Here is a 20,077-nt window from a genome sequence, read left to right on the forward strand (position 1 = left end):
ATTGCGGGTGCTACTTCCTTGCCTCGGCGTAAGCGCCCGGCGAGAGTCCGTATTTGCTGACGAAGATGCGAGTCATGTGGCTCTGGTCGGCGAAGCCGGCGGCGAATGCGGCCTCTGCCAGCGGCATGCCCTCGCCGATCAGGCGGCGGGCGAGATCGATGCGGCGCTGGACGATATAGGCGTGCGGCGTCAGGCCGACCGATTTGGCGAAGTTGCGTATCAGTTGAAAGCGGCTGAGCCTTGCCTCCGCGGCGAGGTCGGCAAGGGTGATCGCCGCCGTCGGATCATCGTCGATCATCATCTTGGCGGCGGTGACGGTTGCCGGTCTTTCGACGCGCCGTGCCCTGCCGGTGGCAAGAACGCTCGCAAGCAGCAACAGAAGCCGTTCCTCCAGCCGGATCGCTTCGTCCGGTGCCGTGGGGTCTGTGATCGCGGCGAACAGCGCCCGGAACGCGTTTGCCGTGTCCGCGTCCCTGAAAGCGGGTGAGGCGAACTCGCCGGAGCCCGAACGGCCCTGGCCGATATCCTCGGCGGCGGCGGAGATGACGGCAGGATCGAAATAAAGCATGCGCCAGGAGCGCCCGGCGTCGCCGATCGGCGCGCCATCATGCACCTCGCCGGGATTGACGGTGATCATGTCGCCGGCGCCTGCCTCGACCATGCCGCGGCCGCTGAGCGATTTCTGGGCGCCCTGGTAGATGAGGCCGATGCCGAATTGGTCATGGGTATGGCGAGCGAAGGATTGGCGCGTTTGCGCCTCGACCGCGTCTATGCCCGCGCTCGCGCTGTGCAGCATCCTGAACTGACCCTTTGCCATCCGTGCGCCGATCCCTTTGCTCCCAGTCTTCTACATCGTCCCGGCGCATCCCGCTATCGTCGCGGCGCCGCCCAATCAATCGGCGTTTTGCATAATATTTATGCAATGAAATAGATGTCAAAATATTAGGCAAATCCTGTTGCGAAAAATGCTGCGCTGCATCATGATTAGCTCATGACGCATCGGGATCTCACCATTCTCGTGATCGACGAGAACGCCATCCGCGCCTCGATCATCGAGGAGGGGCTGCATGAGGCCGGCCATCGCAAGGTCACGGTGATCCATGAGGTCCAGGGCATGGTCCGCACCATCGAGACGCTGAGGCCCGATGTCATCGTCATCGATATCGAAAACCCCAACCGCGACATGATGGAGCATCTGTTCCAGCTTACCCGCACCGTCGGGCGGCCGATCGCGATGTTCGTCGATCGCTCCGATACGGCCTCGATCGAGGCCGCGGTGGAGGCGGGCGTCTCCGCCTATGTGGTTGACGGGCTGAAGAAGGAACGCGTCAAGCCGATCCTCGACATGGCCGTCAGCCGCTTCAACGCCTTCAGCCGGCTGCAGCGCGAGCTTGCCGATGCGAAATCGGCGCTGGAAGAGCGCAAGGTGATCGAGCGCGCCAAGGGCATCCTGATGAAGATGCGGGGCCTCTCCGAGGATGAGGCCTTCGCACTGCTGCGCCAGACGGCGATGAACGAAAAGAAGAAGATGTCGGAGATCGCGCAAAGCGTGGTGACGGCCGCAGGCCTGCTGATGTGAGGGCGCGGTTTCCGATGCTGTCGGAAGGAGACACCGGAGTGAACGTCATGACCACCATCGATAATTCGCGATCCGGCGCGGCGATGGGCGAGGGCCTGCCCGCGCCGGTGAGACTGGGCGGCGAGGGGGCACGAACGATCCGCGCCGGCTTCATTCCGCTGGTCGATGCCGCCGTGCTGATCGCGGCGGCAGAGCTCGGCTTCGCCCGCAAGGAGGGGCTGACGCTCGATCTCGTCAAGGATGTCTCCTGGGCCAATGTGCGCGACCGGCTCGCCTTTCGTCAGTTCGATATCGCCCACATGCTCTCGCCGATGCCGGTCGCGGCCATGCTCGGCCTCGGTTCCAATCCCTCGCCGACGATCGCCCCTTTCTCGCTCGGGCGCGGCGGCAATGCGATCACGCTTTCGAACCGGCTCTTCGCCCGCATGCAGAAGGAGGGTGGTCTCGGCGAGGTGGAGGATGCGCTCGCCCATGCGCGCGCACTCGCTGCGGTGCTCAGCCGAATGCGCAAGAGCGGCGAGCCGGCGCCGAGGCTCGGCGTCACCTATCCGTTCTCCTCGCACAATTACGAGGTCCGTTACTGGCTGGCGGCAGGCGGTATCGATCCGGATCGCGATGTCAAGCTCGTGGTCGTGCCGCCACCCTTGACCTCCGATGCGCTGGCCGCCGGCGCCATCGACGGTTTCTGCGTCGGCGCGCCCTGGAACATGGTGGCATCCGAACGCGGTCTCGGGCGCATCGTCGCCGCCAAGCAGGACATCTGGCCGTCGGCCCCGGAAAAGGTGATCGGAATGCGGCCGGAGTGGGCGGAGAGCAACGCCGAGACCGTGTCGCGCCTGCTCCTGGTACTCGACCAGGCGGCGCGCTGGTGCGACGCGCCCGACAATCGCGGCACGCTTGCCGAGCTGCTCGCCGCCCCCCGTTACGTCGGTGCCCCGGTCGAAATCATCCGCCGGGTTCTCGCCGGCGAGTTCACCATCGATGCGGCCGGCAACAGGCGTGTGATCGACGACTACTTCGTCTTCCATCGCGAGCACGCCAACTATCCCCGTTCCGGCCAGGCGCTGTGGCTCTACAGCCAGATGGTGCGCTGGGGGCAGGCGCGATTGTCGCCCGGCATGCAGGCGCTGGCCGCTGCCGCCTATCGCCCCGACCTCTATCGCCAGGCGCTCGGCGAGGCTGCCATTCCCGCCGATACCGCTATTCGTATCGAAGGCGACAGGCCGGGCGACCGCTTCATGGACGGGCACGTCTTCGATCCCGCTGACATCGAGGCCTATGTCCGCTCCTTCCCCGTTCGCGCTTCCATGGCGGGCGTTTCGGTCGAACAGGAGAGCTGAGGATGACGCACCATGTTTGTGCAGAGTCCCGATGGGAAATATGTGCGCCGCACAATAATTCAGCAGACTCTACAATAGGCGAATTTATGTGCGCTGCATCTGAGTCCGAAAATTACGTTTTGAATTCAAATATCTAAAGGTCACGCCAGCGAACTGGCACGGCCTTTGCTTTTCTAGAAATGCTTCGGTCAACGGCGATCGAAGCGAGCTCAAACGCCAGATCGCGTTTGCCGAAGACACCGACGTCGCAAGGTTTTGTTCCCGAGGATTCCTCCCGATCCCGGACGCAATCACCGAGCGACGTTTTTTTATGTCCGGTTATCCGACCAGCAGAGGAACCTGCGCATGACCAAGTTTTCGACCGGCGGCCTGACCCGCCGCAGCCTGCTGAAGACCACGGCAACCGCCGCCCTGTTTGGCGCGGTCAAGTCGGCCTTCCCATCCGGTGCCTTCGCGCAAAGCTCCGGGCCGGAAACCACCAAGGCCGTGCTCGGCTTCATCGCGCTTACCGATTCGGCACCGCTGATCATCGCCAAGGAAAAGGGTCTCTTCGACAAATACGGTATGAGCGAAGTCGAGGTCGTCAAGCAGGCCTCCTGGGGTACGACGCGCGACAACCTGGTGCTGGGTTCCGCCGGTTCCGGCATCGATGGCGCCCATATCCTGACGCCGATGCCCTATCTGATCTCCACCGGAAAGGTCACCCAGAACAACCAGCCGCTGCCGATGGCGATCCTTGCACGCCTCAATCTCGATGCGCAGGCGATCTCGGTCGGCCAGGCCTATGCCGATCTCAAGGTCGGCCTCGATGCATCCGCGCTCAAGGAGGCCTTCGCCAAGAAGAAGGCCGAAGGTGCCGCCGCCAAGGTGGCGATGACCTTTCCCGGCGGCACCCATGATCTCTGGATCCGCTATTGGCTCGCCGCCGGCGGCATCGATCCGGATACGGACGTCGAAACCATCGTCGTGCCGCCGCCGCAGATGGTCGCCAACATGAAGGTCGGCACCATGGACTGTTTCTGCGTCGGCGAGCCCTGGAATGAGCAACTCGTCAATCAGAAGATCGGTTACACCGCCGTCAACACTGCCGAGATCTGGAACGAGCATCCGGAGAAGTCCCTCGCCATGCGTGCCGACTGGGTGGAGAAGAATCCGCGCGCCGCCAAGGCGCTCACCATGGCGATCCAGGAAGCGGCGCAATGGTGCGACGACATGGCCAACAAGGACGAGCTGGCGAAAATCGTCGGCAAGCGCAGCTGGTTCAACGTGCCGCCGAAGGACATCGTCGATCGTCTCAAGGGCGAATACGACTACGGCAATGGCAAGGTCGTCGAACAGAGCCCGCACTTCATGAAGTTCTGGCGCGATCACGCCTCCTATCCGTTCCAGAGCCACGACGCCTGGTTCCTCACCGAGAATATCCGCTGGGGCAAGTTCGCGCCCGATACCGACATCAAGGCGCTCGTCGCCAAGGTCAACCGCGAGGATATCTGGCGTGAGGCCGCCAAGGATCTGGGTGTGACCGACGTGCCGGCATCCACCTCGCGCGGCGTCGAAAAGTTCTTCGACGGCAAGGTCTTCGATCCCGCGGATCCGCAGGCCTACCTCAAGAGCCTTTCGATCTCGCGCGTCGCCTGACCATTGCGATGGTCGCGGCCAGTGCTTCGCGACCATCCGTTCCGAATTCCAAGGAGAACGGCATGACCGTCACCAACCTCAAATTCAAGCAGGATGCTATGCCTCGACCAGCCGCGCGCGTCATCGCGTTCACCCGCTCGGCCAGGGTCGGCAGCGGCCGGCCGCTTACTGCGAGACTCGTTGCCGCTGCCACGAACATCTTGCCGCTTCTCGTCACGCTGGCGCTGATCCTCGTCGCCTGGCAGGTCGCCTGTTCGGCGCCCGATTCCAGCCTGCCGTCGCCGACGCGGGTGCTGGATGAAAGCTGGGAGCTGATCGCCCATCCCTTCTATGTCGGCCAGGGTGTCGACCAGGGGCTCTTCTGGCACATCGCGGCGAGCCTGCAGCGTGTCGCCATCGGCTATGCGCTCGCCGCCGTCGTCGGTATCGCGCTCGGCGCGCTGGTCGGCCAGAGCCAGCTTGCCATGCGCGGCCTCGATCCGATCTTCCAGGTGCTGCGCACCGTACCGCCGCTCGCCTGGCTGCCTTTGTCGCTCGCTGCCTTTCAGGATGGCAACCCCTCGGCGATCTTCGTGATCTTCATCACCGCCATCTGGCCGATCATCATCAACACGGCCGTCGGCATCCGCAACATCCCGCAGGACTATCAGAACGTCGCCAAGGTGCTGCGCCTCAACGCCCTTGAGTATTTCGCCAAGATCATGCTGCCGGCCGCAGCCCCCTACATCTTCACCGGCCTGCGCATCGGTATCGGCCTGTCATGGTTGGCGATCGTCGCGGCCGAAATGCTGATCGGCGGCGTCGGCATCGGCTTCTTCATCTGGGATGCTTGGAATTCCTCGCTGATCAGCGACATCATCGTCGCGCTGATCTATGTCGGCATCGTCGGCTTCCTGCTCGATCGCCTCATCGCCCTCGTCGGCCGCGTCGTCACGCGCGGCACTGCAACCGCTTGAGAGAGGGGAAAGCCATGACCAAGAGCTATCTTTCGCTGGAACTGATCGACAAGAGCTTCGAGCGCGGCGGTACCCGCACCGAAGTGCTGAAGCAGGTCTCGCTGTCGGTCGACAAGGGCGAGTTCATCTCGATCATCGGCCATTCCGGCTGCGGCAAGTCGACCCTGCTCAACATCGTTGCCGGCCTGACTCAGGCGACGACCGGCGTCGTTCTGCTCGACGGCCGGGTTGCCGACGAGCCGGGGCCGGACCGCGCCGTCGTCTTCCAGAACCATTCGCTGCTGCCCTGGCTGACGGTCTACGAAAACGTCCGCCTCGGCGTCGACAAGGTCTTCTCGGCAACGAAGAGCAAGGCCGAGCGCCACGACTGGACGATGCGCAATCTCGAATTGGTGCAGATGGCGCATGCCGCCGAGAAGCGACCCTCCGAAATCTCCGGCGGCATGAAGCAGCGCGTCGGCATCGCCCGCGCGCTCGCCATGGAGCCGAAGGTGCTGCTGCTCGACGAGCCCTTCGGCGCTCTCGACGCGCTGACGCGGGCGCATCTGCAGGACCAGGTGATGCAGATCCATGCCGAACTCGGCAACACCGTGCTGATGATCACCCACGATGTCGACGAGGCGGTGCTGCTCTCCGATCGCATCGTGATGATGACCAACGGGCCGTCGGCCCGCATCGGCGAGATCCTCGACGTGCCGCTCGCCCGTCCGCGCCGGCGCATCGAGCTTGCCGGCGACCGAACCTACCTCAAATGCCGCGAAGCCGTGCTCAAGTTTCTCTATGAGCGCCACCGCTTCGTCGAAGCTGCGGAGTGATCCCATGGCCGAACACACCACTGAAAAGCTCGTGATCATCGGCAACGGCATGGCGCCGGGCCGCATGCTGGAAGAACTGTTCGAGAAGGCACCGGGCCGCTACGCGGTGACGATCTTCAACGCCGAGCCGCGGGTCAATTACGACCGCATCATGCTGTCGCCGGTGCTGTCGGGCGAGAAGGATTACGAGCAGATCATCATCCACGGCGACGGATGGTACATCAAGCATGGCATCACGCTCTACAAGGGTCACAAGATCATCGCCATCGACCGTGACGCCAAGACCGTCACGTCCGACCAGGGCGTCACCGAGAGCTATGACAAGCTGGTGATCGCGACCGGTTCGGTGCCCTTCATCATTCCGGTGCCGGGCAAGGACCTGCGCGGCGTCATCACTTATCGCGACCTCGACGACGTGCAGGCAATGCTGCTTGCGGCCCAGTCGCGCGAAAAGGCCGTCGTCATCGGTGGCGGTCTGCTCGGCCTCGAAGCGGCAGCCGGCCTCAATGCACGCGGCATGGACGTCACCGTGCTGCACGTCATGCCGACCTTGATGGAGCGGCAGCTCGACCCGGCCGCCGGCTACCTGCTGCAGAAGGCGGTCGAAGAACGCGGCATCAAGGTCATCACCAAGGCCAACACCAAGCGGATCATCGGCGAAGAGAAGGTCGAGGGAATCGAGCTCGACGACGGCCGTATCATCCCGGCGACACTTGTCGTGATGGCGGTCGGCATTCGACCGAATGTCGGCCTTGCCAAGGAGGCAGGGCTTGCCACCAACCGCGGCATCGTCGTCGACGCCGGCATGCAGACCTCCGACGGGCACATCATGGCGCTCGGCGAATGTGCCGAGGTCGGCGGCATGGTTTACGGCCTGGTGGCACCGCTCTATGAGATGGCGCGGGTGGCCGCCCGCCACCTGGCCGGCGATCGCAGTGGTGCTTTTGTCCATTCCGACACGCCGACAAAACTGAAGGTGACCGGCATCAACCTCTATTCGGTCGGTGATTTCGCCGACGGCGACGGACGCGAGGAGATCGTCCTTCGCGACGCCACCGCCGGCATCTACAAGCGCCTCGTGCTCAAGGAGAACCGGATCATCGGCACGGTGCTCTATGGAGAGACCGGCGACGGCGCCTGGTTCAACGATCTGATGAAGCGTGGTACCGACATCTCGGAAATGCGCGACACGCTAATCTTCGGCCAGGCCTATCAGGGAGGGTCGCCGCTGGACCCTATGGCGGCCGTTGCAGCCTTGCCGGATGATGCGGAGATCTGCGGCTGCAACGGCGTCTGCAAGGGCAAGATCGTCGAGACCATTGGGGCCAAGGGCCTGAGCTCGCTCGACGACGTGCGGGCTCACACCAAGGCGTCCGCCTCCTGCGGCTCCTGCACCGGCCTTGTCGAGCAACTGATGTCGCTGACGCTTGGCGACAGCTACAATCCGACCGCCGTCCAGCCGATGTGCACTTGCACCGAACTCGGCCACGACGACGTGCGCCGGCTGATCAAGGCCAAGGGCCTGAAGACCATTCCCGCCGTCATGCAGGAACTGGAGTGGAAGACCTCCTGCGGCTGCGCCAAGTGCCGGCCGGCGCTCAACTACTACCTCGTCTGCGACTGGCCGGACGAATATGCCGACGATTACCAGTCGCGTTTCATCAATGAGCGCGTCCACGCCAATATCCAGAAGGACGGCACCTATTCGGTGGTGCCGCGCATGTGGGGCGGCGTCACCAATGCGCAGGAATTGCGCGCCATTGCAGACGTCGTCGACAAGTTCGAGATCCCGCTGGTCAAGGTGACCGGCGGCCAGCGCATCGACCTGCTCGGCATCGAGAAGGAAGACCTGCCGGCGGTCTGGGCCGATCTCGGCAAGGCGGGCTTCGTCTCCGGCCAGGCCTATGCCAAGGGCTTGCGCACGGTGAAGACCTGCGTCGGCTCCGACTGGTGCCGCTTCGGCACCCAGGATTCGACCGGCCTCGGCATCCGCATCGAGAAGTTCATGTGGGGTTCCTGGACGCCCGCCAAGCTGAAGATGGCGGTCTCCGGCTGTCCACGCAACTGTGCGGAAGCCACCTGCAAGGACATCGGCGTCATCTGCGTCGACTCGGGCTTCGAGATCCATTTCGCTGGGGCGGCCGGGCTCGACATCAAGGGCACGGAGGTGCTCGGACTGGTGAAGACCGAGGACGAGGCGCTGGAGCATATCGTGGCGCTGACGCAGATGTATCGCGAACAGGCGCGTTACCTCGAGCGTATCTACAAATGGGCGAAGCGCGTCGGCCTCGACGAAATCCGCCGCCAGATCATGGGTGATGCCGAGAAGCGCAAAGCCTATTTCGACCGCTTCGTCTTCAGCCAGAAATTCGCCCAGGTCGACCCCTGGTCGGAGCGCGTCTCCGGCAAGGACAAACACGAATTCCGGCCGATGGCGACGGTCGGTTTTTCTGAAGCTGCAGAGTGAGGTGATGGACATGAACTGGCATCCGATCGGCGACATCTCCGACATTCCGCTGAGGGGCGCGCGCTGCGTGAAGACGCCCCAAGGCAAGATCGCCGTGTTCCGCACCGCCGAAAACGAGGTCTTCGCCATCGAGGACCATTGCCCGCACAAGGGCGGGCCGCTGTCGCAGGGCATCGTCCACGGCGCGGCAGTGACCTGCCCCTTGCACAATTGGGTGATCTCGCTCGAAACCGGCAAGGCGCTTGGGGCGGACGAGGGCGCGGTGCGCACCATCCCCGTGCGCATCGACGGCGGCGCGCTCTACGTCGCGCTCGAAAGCCTGCTGATTGCGGCGGAATAGCCATGGAGCGGGAGGTCAAGACCACCTGTCCCTATTGCGGTGTCGGCTGCGGCGTGATTGCAACGGTCACCGATAGTGGCGCCGTCGCCGTCCGCGGTGACGCCGACCATCCTGCCAATTTCGGCCGGCTCTGCTCCAAGGGCTCGGCGCTGGCCGAGACCCTCGACCTCGACGGCCGGCTGCTGCATCCGGAGATCGGCGGCAAGCAGGCCGGCTGGGACGAGGCGCTCGATCTCGTCGCCGCGCGCTTCGCGCAGACGATCGCCGAGCACGGGCCGGGCTCGGTCGCCTTCTATGTCTCCGGGCAGTTGCTGACCGAAGACTATTACGTCGCCAACAAGCTGATGAAGGGCTTCATCGGCTCGGCCAATATCGACACCAATTCGCGACTCTGCATGTCCTCGTCCGTCGCCGGCCATCGCCGCGCCTTCGGCTCGGATACGGTACCCGGCTGCTATGAGGACCTGGAACTCGCCAATCTCGTGGTGCTCACCGGCTCCAATCTCGCCTGGTGCCACCCAGTGCTCTATCAGCGCCTCGCCGCCGCCAAGGCGGCGCGACCCGAGATGCGGGTGGTGGTGATCGATCCGCGCCGCACGATGACCGCCGATATCGCGGACCTGCATCTGGCAATCCGTCCCGATGGTGATGTTGCGCTGTTCAACGCGCTCTTCGCCCATCTGGCGGCAAGCGCTGCAGTCGATCAATCCTACATCGCCACCCACACCAGCGGCTTTGCCGAAGCCCTCACCACGGCCACGATCGACGAGGCAGCACTGGTACAGGCGACCGGCCTCGAGCCGTCGGAGATCGCCGCCTTTTTTCGCATGTTCGAGACGACGGAAAAGGTCGTCACCTGCTACAGCCAGGGCGTCAACCAGTCCTCCGCCGGCACGGACAAGGTCAACGCCATCATCAACTGTCACCTCGCCACCGGCCGCATCGGCCGGCCGGGCATGGGGCCGTTCTCGCTCACCGGCCAGCCCAATGCCATGGGCGGTCGCGAGGTCGGCGGGCTCGCCAACATGCTCGCTGCCCACATGGACATCGAGAAGGCCGGGCATCGCGATCAGGTGCGCCGCTTCTGGGGGGCGCCGTCGATCGCCGCAAAGTCGGGACTGAAGGCCGTCGACATGTTTGACGCCGTCGCGGACGGCCGCATCAAGGCGATCTGGATCATGGCGACCAATCCGGTTGTCTCCATGCCAGATGCCGATGCCGTGGAGGCAGCCCTCAAGGCCTGTCCCTTCGTCGTCGTCTCCGATATGCTGAGGGAAACCGACACCACCCGCCACGCCCATGTGCTGCTGCCCTCGCTCGGCTGGGGCGAGAAGGACGGCACGGTCACCAACTCCGAGCGCCGCATCTCCCGCCAGCGCGGTTTCCTTGCGGCTCCAGGCGAAGCCCGCGCTGACTGGTGGCAGCTTGCCGAGGTAGCCCGCCGCATGGGCTTCCAGGGTGCCTTCGCCTTTACCTCGCCCGCCGAGGTTTTTGCCGAGCACGCCGGCCTTTCTGGCTTCGAGAATGACGGGCGGCGTGATTTCGATATCGGCGCTCATGCGGAGATCGACGCTGCCGACTATGACGCGCTCGCGCCATTCCAATGGCCGCAGCCGCATGGGAGGCCGAAGGCCGAGACCCGCTACTTTGCCGATGGCGGCTTCTTCCACGCGGATGGGCGTGCCCGCTTCGTGGCGGTCGCAAGCAGCGTTCCGGTCCGCGTCAGCGAGACCTTTCCCTTCACCTTGAATACCGGGCGCGTGCGTGACCACTGGCATACGATGACCCGCACCGGAAAGAGCGCGCGGCTCTCGGCTCACCTCGCCGAACCTTTTGTCGAGATCCACCCGCGTGACGCGATGGATCTCGGAATTGCGCCGGCCGATCTCGTCGCGCTCGAAAGCCCCCACGGTTCGGCGGTCGTCCGCGCGCTCATCACCGAACGTCAGGCGCGCGGCAATCTCTTCGTGCCCATGCACTGGAACGACCAGTTCGCCGCGAAGGCGCGCGTCGACGCTCTGGTCCCGCCGGTCACCGATCCGGTCTCCGGCCAGCCGGCCTCGAAGAATGTCGCCGTCGCGATCAGCCGCTTTTCCGCCTCGACCTATGGTTTCGCGGTCAGCGCGGCGAAACCTTCGGGTCTCGATCTCGGCTACTGGGCCGCCGCCAAGGCGAACGGCGGTTGGCGCCTGGAGTTCGCCACGGCGGAGGCGCCGGAGGATTGGATCGGCTGGTGCCGTGAGACCTTCGGTTTGCCTCAGGATATCGAGCCCATCGGCTACGCCGACGGCCCCTCTGGTCAGCGCCGCCTTGCCTTTTTCGAAGGCGATCGTCTGCTGCTGGCGCTCTTTCTCGCGCCCGAGCCCGTGGCGGTTGCCCGCAACTGGGCGGTCGAGCAATTGAGCGCCTCGCATGCGGATTTGCGCATGCGCTTTGCGCTCGTTGCCGGCCGACCCGGTGCCGACAGGCCCGACCCGGGCGCGACCGTCTGCTCCTGCTTCAATGTCGGCGTCAACCAGATCGTCGCCGCCGTCCGTGGCGGCTGCCGCTCGGTCGAAGCGGTTGGCCAGGCCGTGAGTGCCGGAACCAATTGCGGCTCCTGCCGCGCCGAGATCAGGGGGATCGTCGATGGATGCCTTGCTGCCGCTGCGGAATGAAAAGCAATCGCGCGCCGAACCGGCGCGCATGGCGGCGCTCGCCAAGCTGCCGGTCTTCTGGTCGCTCGAAGGCAAGTGTGTCGTCGTATCAGGCGGCAGTGACGCCGCCGCCTGGAAGGCGGAGCTGCTGGCCGCCTGTGGTGCCGAGGTTCATATCTATGCGCCGGCGGAAGAGCTCGGTGAGGTCTGCACGGCATTGATCGAAAAAGGTGCGGCTCACCCCGGCGGTCGTTTCGTCCATCACCGAGAGCCTTGGCAGGCGGATGTGTTAGCCGGCGCAACGCTCGCCGTTGCCGATTGCGAAAGCGACGAGGAGGCACAGTCCTTCTTCACGGCAGCCCAGCAGGCTGGCGTACCCGTCAACGTCATCGACAAGCCTGCCTTTTGCCAGTTCCAGTTCGGCTCGATCGTCAACCGCTCGCCGGTCGTCGTGTCGATCTCGACCGATGGCGCAGCACCTATCCTCGCCCAGGCGATCCGCCGGCGTATCGAGACGCTGCTACCGCCGGTGCTGAAGGACTGGGCGGCGCTGGCGCAGACGCTGCGGGACAAGGTCAACGCACGGCTCAAGCCCGGCGCGCCGCGCCGCGCCTTCTGGGAACGGTTCGTCGATCTCGCATTTCAGGCGACACCGGAGGAGGGTGTCGATACGCGGCTGGTGGCGGAGATGGAGCGCCTGTCGGCGAACCATGCCGCCACCGGCCGCGTGACGCTTGTCGGCGCCGGCCCCGGCGACAGCGAGTATCTGACACTGAAGGCGGTTCGCGCCTTGCAGGCGGCCGACGTCATCCTGTTCGACGATCTCGTTTCGAACGAGGTTCTGGAGCTCGCGCGGCGCGAGGCCAAGCGCATGCTGGTCGGCAAGCGCGGCGGGCGCGAAAGCTGCCGGCAGGAGGACATCAACGACATGATGGTAGCGCTGGCGCGCACCGGCAAACGCGTCGTTCGGCTGAAGGCCGGCGACCCCATGATCTTCGGCCGCGCGGGTGAGGAGATCGCCCGGCTGGAAGACGAGGGCATCCCGGTCGATGTCGTGCCCGGCATCACCGCCGCGAGCGCCATGGCCGCGCGTCTCGGCCTGTCGCTCACCCATCGCGACCATGCCCAGGCGGTGCGTTTCGTCACCGGCCACTCCCGCCATGGCGGCCTGCCCGCCGACATGGATTGGCGGGCTTTGGCCGACCCGAAGACCACGACGGTCTTCTACATGGGCGGACGCACCGCACCCGCCATCGCCGTGCGCCTCCAGGAGGAGGGGCTATCCGGCGAGACCCCGGTCGTCATCTCGGCCAATGTCAGCCGCGACAGCGAGCGGCGCTGGCAGGGCAACTTGCGCGACCTTGCCACCGGCATCGCCGTGATCGGCTATGATGATCCGGTTTTGATCGGCATCGGCGCTGCTTTTGGCGTCAGGCGGGTGCCGATGGTCACCGTCCGGCCTGCGCCTTTTGCCGCAGCCGCGCTTGCGGGGTGAGTCCTGGCTCAGTCGAAAGCAAGCCGGCCGGTTGTCGGGTGACGAGGTTACCGCTGTGACCTAAACGTAAGGCGCCTCGTCGCGATCGCGGCCGGGCAGTCTCCCGACGTCGCCGATCCAGGGCAGTGCCGAGGAACACCAGATCTGTGACCGCGGCCTGAGCTCCCGGCGCTGGTTGATCGTGCCGACCCGGATGCCGACCTCCAGCGCATCCTCGCCCGTGCCGGTCGTATAGATCGGCGAGCCGCAGTTCGGGCAGAAGAACTGCAGCCGCTGGCGACCGTTGTCGGTGACCTTGACGTAGAGCTTTGGCTCGCCGCCGGTCAGCCGGAAATTCTCGCGCTCCGTACCGGCGGTCACGCGATAGGCGGAGCCCGTCAGTTGCTGGCAATCGGTGCAATGGCAGATCGCAACGTCGGCTGGATCGATCTCGGCCTCATAGGTTACGTAGCCGCAGTGGCATTGCCCGTCGATATGCATGGAGGTCTCCCTGAAAGCAGGGAAGCTAGAGCGGGACGGCAAAAAGTGTATGCCGCTTTCCACGTTTGAGCTTGGAATAGCTCACGCCTGACGATCGAAGATAGTCGCGACTGGCTGGACCGGCTGGAAGCATGGTGCTGCGATTGCGTAAGTATGAACTTACACGCCGGTGAAAAGCCACTCGTGTTCGGGGGCGTTGTGGAACTTCCAGATACGCTTCGGTCCGGCCATGACATTGAGATAGTAGACGTCGTAACCGTGCACCGCGGCGACGGGGTGATAGCCCCTTGGCACCAGCGTCACGTCGCCGTCCTCAACCGCCATGGTCTCATCCAGAGAGCGGTCGTCGGTATAGACGCGTTGCATGGCGAATCCCTGCGGCGGGTTCAGCCGGTGGTAATAGGTCTCTTCCAGGTAACTCTCGGCCGGCAGGTCGTCCTGGTCGTGCTTGTGCGGCGGGTAGGAAGAGGTGTGGCCGCCGGGCGTGATCACCTCGACGACGAGCAGCGACTGCGCCGAGCCGTCGTCCTCCGGCATGATGTTGGTGACGTAGCGGGTGTTGGTGCCCTTACCACGGGTCATCTGCGGATGCGTGCCCGGCGCGATCACCTTCGCCTTGAAGCCGTCGCCGCCTGGCGCCGAGCAGATGGCGAGGTCGAGGTCCGAGGTCGCGGTTGCCTGCCAGCGGCTGCCCTTCGGTACATAGACGGCATAGGGCTGCCCCTCGAACGGCGTCATGCGCTCGCCGAGCTCGCCGAAGCTCTGGCCATCGACGGCAACTCTCGCCTTGCCGGAAACCAGCACCAGGCAGACTTCCCTGTCGCCGGTCGCGCCCTCGGTCGTCTCGCCGGCCTTCAGCCGTTCGAGTGCAAAGCCGACATAGGTCCAGCCGGCGCTCTCCGGCGTCACGTTTTGCATCAGGCCCGATTTGGCCTTCGGTTTGACGAGCAGCTTGGACATAGGCGGTCTCCTGACTTCTTTTCTGGGCGGCGTGTGGCCTGCCCCTCACCCTAGCCCTCTCCCCGCAGGCGGGGAGAGGGGATTTGTCGAGTTTGCCGTTTCTCTTTTCCCATATCGCGGGAAATCTGGACGGTGCGGCAAATCCCTTCTCCCCGCATGCGGGGAGAAGGTGGCGGCAGCCGGATGAGGGGCATTCTCCAAGCCGGCAACCGAAAGGAAGAACTCACTTGTCGAGCCCGGCTTCCTTGGCGAGGGCCTTCAGCGACTTCAGACCGAGCGACTGGTATTCGAACGGGTTGCGCACGGCCGAATCCTGTTCCGCCTCGATCACCAGCCAGCCGGAATAGTCGTGCGCGGCGGCGATTTTCAGGAGGGGGAGGAAGTCGACGCCGCCTTCGCTGTCGCCGGGAACGGTGAAGACGCCACGGCGCACGCCTTCGAGGAAGGAGAGGCCTTCGCTCTCAACGACCTTACGAACGGCGGGGCGCACGTTCTTGCAATGGATGTGACGGACGCGGTGCATGTATTTCTTCGCGACCTCGGCCGGATCGGAGCCGCCGAACCAGGCATGGCCGGTGTCGAGCAGCAGCTTGGTGGCCGGGCCGGTATTCTGCATCAGGAGGTCGATTTCCTCGCCGGTCTGGACGATCGTGCCCATGTGATGGTGGTAGACGAGGTCGATGCCCTGGTCGGCGCAATACTCAGCGATCGCTTCGAGATCGGCGCCGAACTTCTTCCACTGGTCGGCCGGCAGCACCGGCTTGTCGTTGGCGACCGACTTCGTATCGTCGCCATGAATGGCATTCGAGGTTTCGCAGACGATCGCCACCTTGCAGCCATTGTGCTTCAGGAGGTCGAGATGCGGCTGGATCGCCTTCTTCTCCGCCTCGACATCGTGGGTGAGCAGGTTGGTCGAATGCCAGCCGGAAACGAAGACGAGGTCGTAGGAGGCGAGCTTCTGCTTCAGCGCCTCGGGATCAGCCGGCATCTTGTGGCCCTTCTCGATACCGTCGAAGCCGATCTTCTGACAATCGGAGAGGCAGTCATCGAGCGTCAGATGCGCGCCGATCGAATGATCATCGTCGTTGCTCCAGGCGATCGGGTTGGTTCCGTAGCGGATCATGTCGTTCACTTTCTGTCTGCTGAAGCGGTTGCTTCGTCGTCTTCCATTTGATGTAAGGCGGCCCCTCATCCGGCTGCCGCCACCTTCTCCCCGCCTGCGGGGAGAAGGAATATGCCGCGCCCTCCGTGTTCCCTCTCCCCGCTCGCGGGGAGAGGGTTAGTCCTCGGGTTTAACCCGAGGAGAGGGGCCATTCTCGACGTTTCATCCTTCCGGATGGCGCCTGACGTGCGAAAACGCTCGCGCAGAAAACGCGAGCGCTATCTCAGAATTAGCCGAAACGCTGGGAAAGCAGAGCCTTCTCGTAACCCTTACGCGCCGCGTTGACCTGGCTTCTGTCCGAAACCTCAGGCACGGCGACGTCCCACCAGTGGCCGCCGGCCTCGGTGGTGATCAGCGGGTCGGTGTCGATGACGATGACGGTCGTGCGTGGCTCGCCCGCGGTCTCCTTGAGCGCGGCTTCGAGCTCGGAGATCGAGCCGACCTTGCGGGTGACGGCACCCATGGCGGCGGCGTGTGCCGCGAAGTCGATCTGCGGCAGCTCCACGTGGTGCGTGTCCTTCAAGAGATTGTTGAAGTTGGCACCGCCGGTGCCCATCTGCAGCCGGTTGATGCAGCCATAGCCGGCATTGTCGAGCAGCACGATGGTGAACTTGGCGCCGAGCATGATCGAAGAGGCGATCTCCGAGTTCAGCATCATGTAGCTGCCGTCGCCGACCATGACGATGACGTCGCTCTCCGGCTTGGCGAGTTTGACGCCAAGACCGCCGGCGACCTCATAGCCCATGGTCGAGAAGCCATACTCCATGTGGTAGCCGCCGGGCTCTTCCGCCTGCCAGAGCTTGTGCAGTTCGCCGGGCAGACCGCCTGCGGCGCAGACGAGCGTCGTGTTCTTGCCGCCGCGGGCGCGCTGCACGGCGCCAATCACCTGGGCGTCGGAGGGAAGGGCCGCATTGGTCGTGGCCGTCGCCTTGTCGGCAGCCGTCAACCATTCGGCTTTGCCTGCCTTCGCCTTCGCGGTCCAGCTCGGATCGGCCTTGTAGCCGTCAAGCCCGCCGGACATTCGGTTGAGACCGGCGCGGGCGTCGGAGATCAGCGGCAGGCCGCTGTGTTTGCCGGCATCGAAGGGCTGGACGTTGAGACCGATGATCTTCAACCCGTCGTTCTTGAAGAGCGCCCAGGAGCCGGTGGTGAAGTCCTGCAGGCGCGAGCCGACGGCGAGAACCACATCGGCTTCCTCGGCAAGCACATTGGAGGCCGAGGTGCCGGTGACGCCGACCGAGCCCATATTGAGCGAATGCGAATGCGGCAGCGCCGACTTGCCCGCCTGCGTCTCGACGACCGGGATGCCGTGCTTTTCTGCGAAATCCGCCAGGTCGCTGGTCGCCTCCGAATAGAGCACGCCGCCGCCGGCGATGATGATCGGCTTCTTCGCTTGCTTGAGTGCCGCGATCGCAATCGCGAGTTCGTCGAGATCGGGCTCGATGCGGCGCGGAACCCACACCTTCTCGTCGAAGAAGCTTTCCGGATAGTCGTAGGCTTCCGCCTGGACGTCCTGGCAGAGCGACAGCGTCACCGGGCCGCAATCGGCGGGATCCGTCAGCACCTGCATGGCGCGGCGGAGCGCCGGGATGATCTGCTCGGGCCGGGTAATGCGGTCGAAATAGCGCGACACCGGACGGAAGCAGTCGTTTGCCGAGATCGTGCCGTCGCCGAAGCTTTCGACCTGCTGCAGGACCGGGTCAGGGCGGCGATTGGCGAAGACATCGCCGGGCAGGAGCAGCACCGGCAGGCGGTTGACATGGGCGAGTGCCGCCGAGGTCACCATGTTGAGCGCGCCGGGGCCGATCGAGGTGGTGCAGGCCATGAAGCGGCGGCGGAAGCTCGCCTTGGCGAAGGCGATTGCCGCGTTCGCCATGCCCTGCTCGTTCTGGGCGCGATAGGTCGGCAGCGTGTCCTTGATCGCATGCAGCGCTTCGCCCACCCCCGCGACATTGCCATGGCCGAAGATGGCGAAGACGCCACCGAAAATCGGCACTCTCTTGCCATCGATGACGGTCATCTGGCGGGTCAGGAATCGCGCCACGGCCTGCGCCATCGTCAGGCGAACGGTCTTCTGGCTCATTTTTCTGTTTCCTCCTCGTGGCGGAATCGTCCCGTTCCACCCTGTCCGCAGCTTTATCGACTGGTACCTGTCGATCTTATGCCGCCTTTGTTTCACCCAGTTGCAGCCAGAGATCCACCAATGCCCCAAACTTTCCGGCCATGTCGGCGATCGCCTGCTCGTCGCTCATCGTACCGCCGAGCCAGGCCCTGCCGGCATCGGCGAAGATTGTGCGGCCGACGGCGAAGCCCCTGACGGTCTTCGAGGTGCGGGCGGCTGCAAAGCCATCCTTGAGCTGCTCATAGGGCGCTTCGAGGCCGAGCAGCACCACGCCGCGGCAGAGCGGATCGCGCGCCTCGATGACGGCGTCGATCGCGCCCCAAGCGCCGCGACTTGCCTGCGGCTCGAGCTTCCACCAGTCCGGCTTGAGGCCGGCATCATAGAGCTCGGTGAGAGCCCGTGGAATGGTCTGGTCGTCGAGGCTGCCGTGCTTGCCGGCGATGATCTCGATCAGGATTTCGCGGCCGACCTTGCGGGCGGCCTCGAAGGCCGAGCGGAGCTTTGCCACCTGCTGTGCCTTGAGTTCGGCCGGATCGTCCGGATGGTAGAAGGAAAGCACCTTGATGCAATGGTCGACGGGCCAATCGATCAGACGGCTGCCGAGATCCTGGCTGAATTCGAACTGCAGCGGCCGCGAACCCGGAAGCTCGATCGGTTTGCCGATCCAGAAATCGCGGTGCGCGCCGGCGGCATAAAGCGCGTCACGGCCGTATTTGTCGTCGATCAGCATGCCGAACCCGGAGCGGCCGGCTGCGACCTGTGCAGCCGCCTTGACAGCCAGCACCTTGAACGCCGGAATGCGGTCAAGCAGGGCCTGGTCGCCGGCGGCCATGTCTTCGAGCTGGCTGCGGTGGTCGATCGCAAGCGCCATCAGAAGCGGGATCTCGCGGCGACGGGTGGTCGCCCAATGCACGTGGTTGATCGCCTCGTCCTTGCGCAGCGCCCGCTCCTGGCTGCCGTTTTCGAGGAAGAACTGCAGTTCGGTCCAGGTCGGGATTTCCGGGGCGCAGAGAAGGCGCGAGACCGCGAAGGCGCCGCAGGCATTGGCCCAGGTGGCGGACGTCGCATGCGGTTCGTCCCTGAGCCAGCCACGCAGGAAGCCGGACATGAAGGCGTCACCGGCGCCAAGCACGTTGTAGACCTCGATCGGGAAGCCCATGCCGACGATGCCGTCTTCAAGATCATCGGTGATCGGGCCGTCATAGACGATGCAGCCCATCGGCCCGCGCTTCAAGACGATCGTTGCCTTGGAGAGCGAACGGATCGTCTTCAGCGCCTGGAGCAGGTCGCTTTCGCCCGAGGCGATCAGCACTTCCTCTTCCGTGCCGACGATCAGGTCGCAATCGGCAAGAACTGTCTTCAGGTGCGCCGAGACGCGGTCGGACGCGATGTAGCGGCTTTCGCCGGCGTCATGGCCGGCCAGGCCCCAGAGGTTCGGGCGATAGTCGATGTCGAAGACGACCTTCGCGTCGTTTTCCTTGGCGATGCGGATTGCCTTGCGCTGGGCGGCATCGGTGTTTGGCTTGGAGAAATGCGTGCCGGAAACCAGGACGGCGCGGGCGGAGCGGATGAACTCTTCCGAAACGTCGTCCTCGCACAGCGCATTGTCGGCACAGTTGTCGCGATAGAAGAGCAGCGGGAAGGACTTGTCGTTCTCGACGGCGAGGATGGCAAGCGCCGTCAGTCGCTCCGGATCGGTGACGATGCCGCGCGTCTCGACGCCTTCACGGGTGAGCTGCTCACGGATGAAGCGGCCCATCTGCTCGTCGCCGACGCGGGTAAGCAACGCCGACTTCAGGCCGAGGCGGGCGGTGCCGACCGAAATGTTGCAGGGGCAGCCGCCGACCGATTTGGCAAAGCTCGAAACGTCTTCAAGGCGCGTGCCGATCTGCTGGCCATAGAGATCGACCGAGGCCCGGCCGATGGTGATCAGGTCGAGCGGCTTTGCTCCCTGTGCCGAAACGTTCTGGCTCACTGCTTCCTCCCCGCGGACACCTTGGCGGGCCCGACCATTTTCGTACTGTGGGTGATGGCTGTATGAAACATAAATTCCGACGTTTCGTCAATATGGAATTTTCATTCTATTC

General features: G+C 64.5%; 15 protein-coding genes. 9 read left to right on the forward strand and 6 right to left on the reverse strand.

Annotation, left to right across the window (positions count from 1 at the left end; all coding sequences use genetic code 11):
• Positions 1–10: 10 nt before the first annotated feature.
• Complete coding sequence (locus QM996_RS18840; protein WP_500268728.1) at positions 11–817, reverse strand: AraC family transcriptional regulator; 807 nt, start codon at positions 815–817, stop codon at positions 11–13.
• 174 nt (positions 818–991) lie between these two features.
• Here QM996_RS18840 and QM996_RS18845 point away from each other — a divergent pair, with 174 nt between their 5' ends.
• The 9 genes from QM996_RS18845 to cysG all read left to right on the forward strand — a co-directional run bounded on the left by QM996_RS18845 (position 992) and on the right by cysG (position 13,266).
• The gene (locus QM996_RS18845; protein WP_429810912.1) at positions 992–1,579 is read left to right on the forward strand and encodes an ANTAR domain-containing response regulator; all 588 of its coding nucleotides are present in this window, start codon (positions 992–994) and stop codon (positions 1,577–1,579) included.
• Between the two features lie 38 nt (positions 1,580–1,617).
• Positions 1,618–2,919, forward strand: a complete 1,302-nt coding sequence (locus tag QM996_RS18850; RefSeq protein ID WP_500268729.1) for a CmpA/NrtA family ABC transporter substrate-binding protein — start codon at positions 1,618–1,620, stop codon at positions 2,917–2,919.
• Between the two features lie 345 nt (positions 2,920–3,264).
• Positions 3,265–4,557 (forward strand): CmpA/NrtA family ABC transporter substrate-binding protein, encoded by a 1,293-nt coding sequence (locus tag QM996_RS18855; protein ID WP_500268730.1) that lies wholly within the window; start codon positions 3,265–3,267, stop codon positions 4,555–4,557.
• Between the two features lie 62 nt (positions 4,558–4,619).
• A complete protein-coding gene (gene ntrB / locus QM996_RS18860; protein WP_500268731.1) occupies positions 4,620–5,513 on the forward strand; it encodes an ABC transporter permease in 894 nt (297 codons plus the stop codon).
• A gap of 14 nt (positions 5,514–5,527) precedes the next feature.
• Complete coding sequence (locus QM996_RS18865) at positions 5,528–6,328, forward strand: ABC transporter ATP-binding protein (protein ID WP_173515295.1); 801 nt, start codon at positions 5,528–5,530, stop codon at positions 6,326–6,328.
• A gap of 4 nt (positions 6,329–6,332) precedes the next feature.
• Positions 6,333–8,795 carry a nitrite/sulfite reductase domain-containing protein gene (gene nirB, locus QM996_RS18870; RefSeq protein ID WP_500268732.1) on the forward strand — a complete coding sequence of 821 codons (2,463 nt, stop codon included), beginning with the start codon at positions 6,333–6,335 and terminating at the stop codon, positions 8,793–8,795.
• A 4-nt stretch (positions 8,796–8,799) separates the two neighbouring features.
• Entirely contained in the window at positions 8,800–9,135 is a 336-nt protein-coding gene (gene nirD, locus QM996_RS18875; protein ID WP_500268733.1) for a nitrite reductase (NAD(P)H) small subunit, read from the forward strand.
• Positions 9,136–9,137: 2 nt separating this feature from the next.
• A complete protein-coding gene (locus QM996_RS18880; protein ID WP_500268734.1) occupies positions 9,138–11,792 on the forward strand; it encodes a nitrate reductase in 2,655 nt (884 codons plus the stop codon).
• Complete coding sequence (gene cysG / locus QM996_RS18885; protein ID WP_500268735.1) at positions 11,764–13,266, forward strand: siroheme synthase family protein; 1,503 nt, start codon at positions 11,764–11,766, stop codon at positions 13,264–13,266. The genes QM996_RS18880 and cysG overlap by 29 nt, the downstream gene beginning before the upstream one ends.
• A 60-nt stretch (positions 13,267–13,326) precedes the next feature.
• Here cysG and QM996_RS18890 read toward each other — a convergent pair whose 3' ends face one another.
• The 5 genes from QM996_RS18890 to QM996_RS18910 form a co-directional block, all read right to left on the reverse strand.
• Positions 13,327–13,746 carry a GFA family protein gene (locus tag QM996_RS18890; RefSeq protein ID WP_500268736.1) on the reverse strand — a complete coding sequence of 140 codons (420 nt, stop codon included), beginning with the start codon at positions 13,744–13,746 and terminating at the stop codon, positions 13,327–13,329.
• Positions 13,747–13,905: 159 nt separating this feature from the next.
• Entirely contained in the window at positions 13,906–14,706 is an 801-nt protein-coding gene (iolB, locus tag QM996_RS18895; protein ID WP_500268737.1) for a 5-deoxy-glucuronate isomerase, read from the reverse strand.
• Positions 14,707–14,929: 223 nt separating this feature from the next.
• Positions 14,930–15,829, reverse strand: coding sequence for an IolE/MocC family protein (iolE, locus tag QM996_RS18900; RefSeq protein WP_500270355.1), 900 nt, complete (start codon positions 15,827–15,829; stop codon positions 14,930–14,932).
• Positions 15,830–16,097: 268 nt separating this feature from the next.
• On the reverse strand, positions 16,098–17,951 hold the full coding sequence (gene iolD / locus QM996_RS18905; protein ID WP_500268738.1) for a 3D-(3,5/4)-trihydroxycyclohexane-1,2-dione acylhydrolase (decyclizing): 1,854 nt from the start codon (positions 17,949–17,951) through the stop codon (positions 16,098–16,100).
• A gap of 76 nt (positions 17,952–18,027) precedes the next feature.
• The gene (locus QM996_RS18910) at positions 18,028–19,965 is read right to left on the reverse strand and encodes a 5-dehydro-2-deoxygluconokinase (RefSeq protein WP_500268739.1); all 1,938 of its coding nucleotides are present in this window, start codon (positions 19,963–19,965) and stop codon (positions 18,028–18,030) included.
• Positions 19,966–20,077: the final 112 nt, after the last annotated feature.

The sequence above is a fragment of the Sinorhizobium chiapasense genome, from assembly GCF_045277575.1.
Classification (GTDB): Bacteria; Pseudomonadota; Alphaproteobacteria; order Rhizobiales; family Rhizobiaceae; genus Ensifer; species Ensifer chiapasense_A.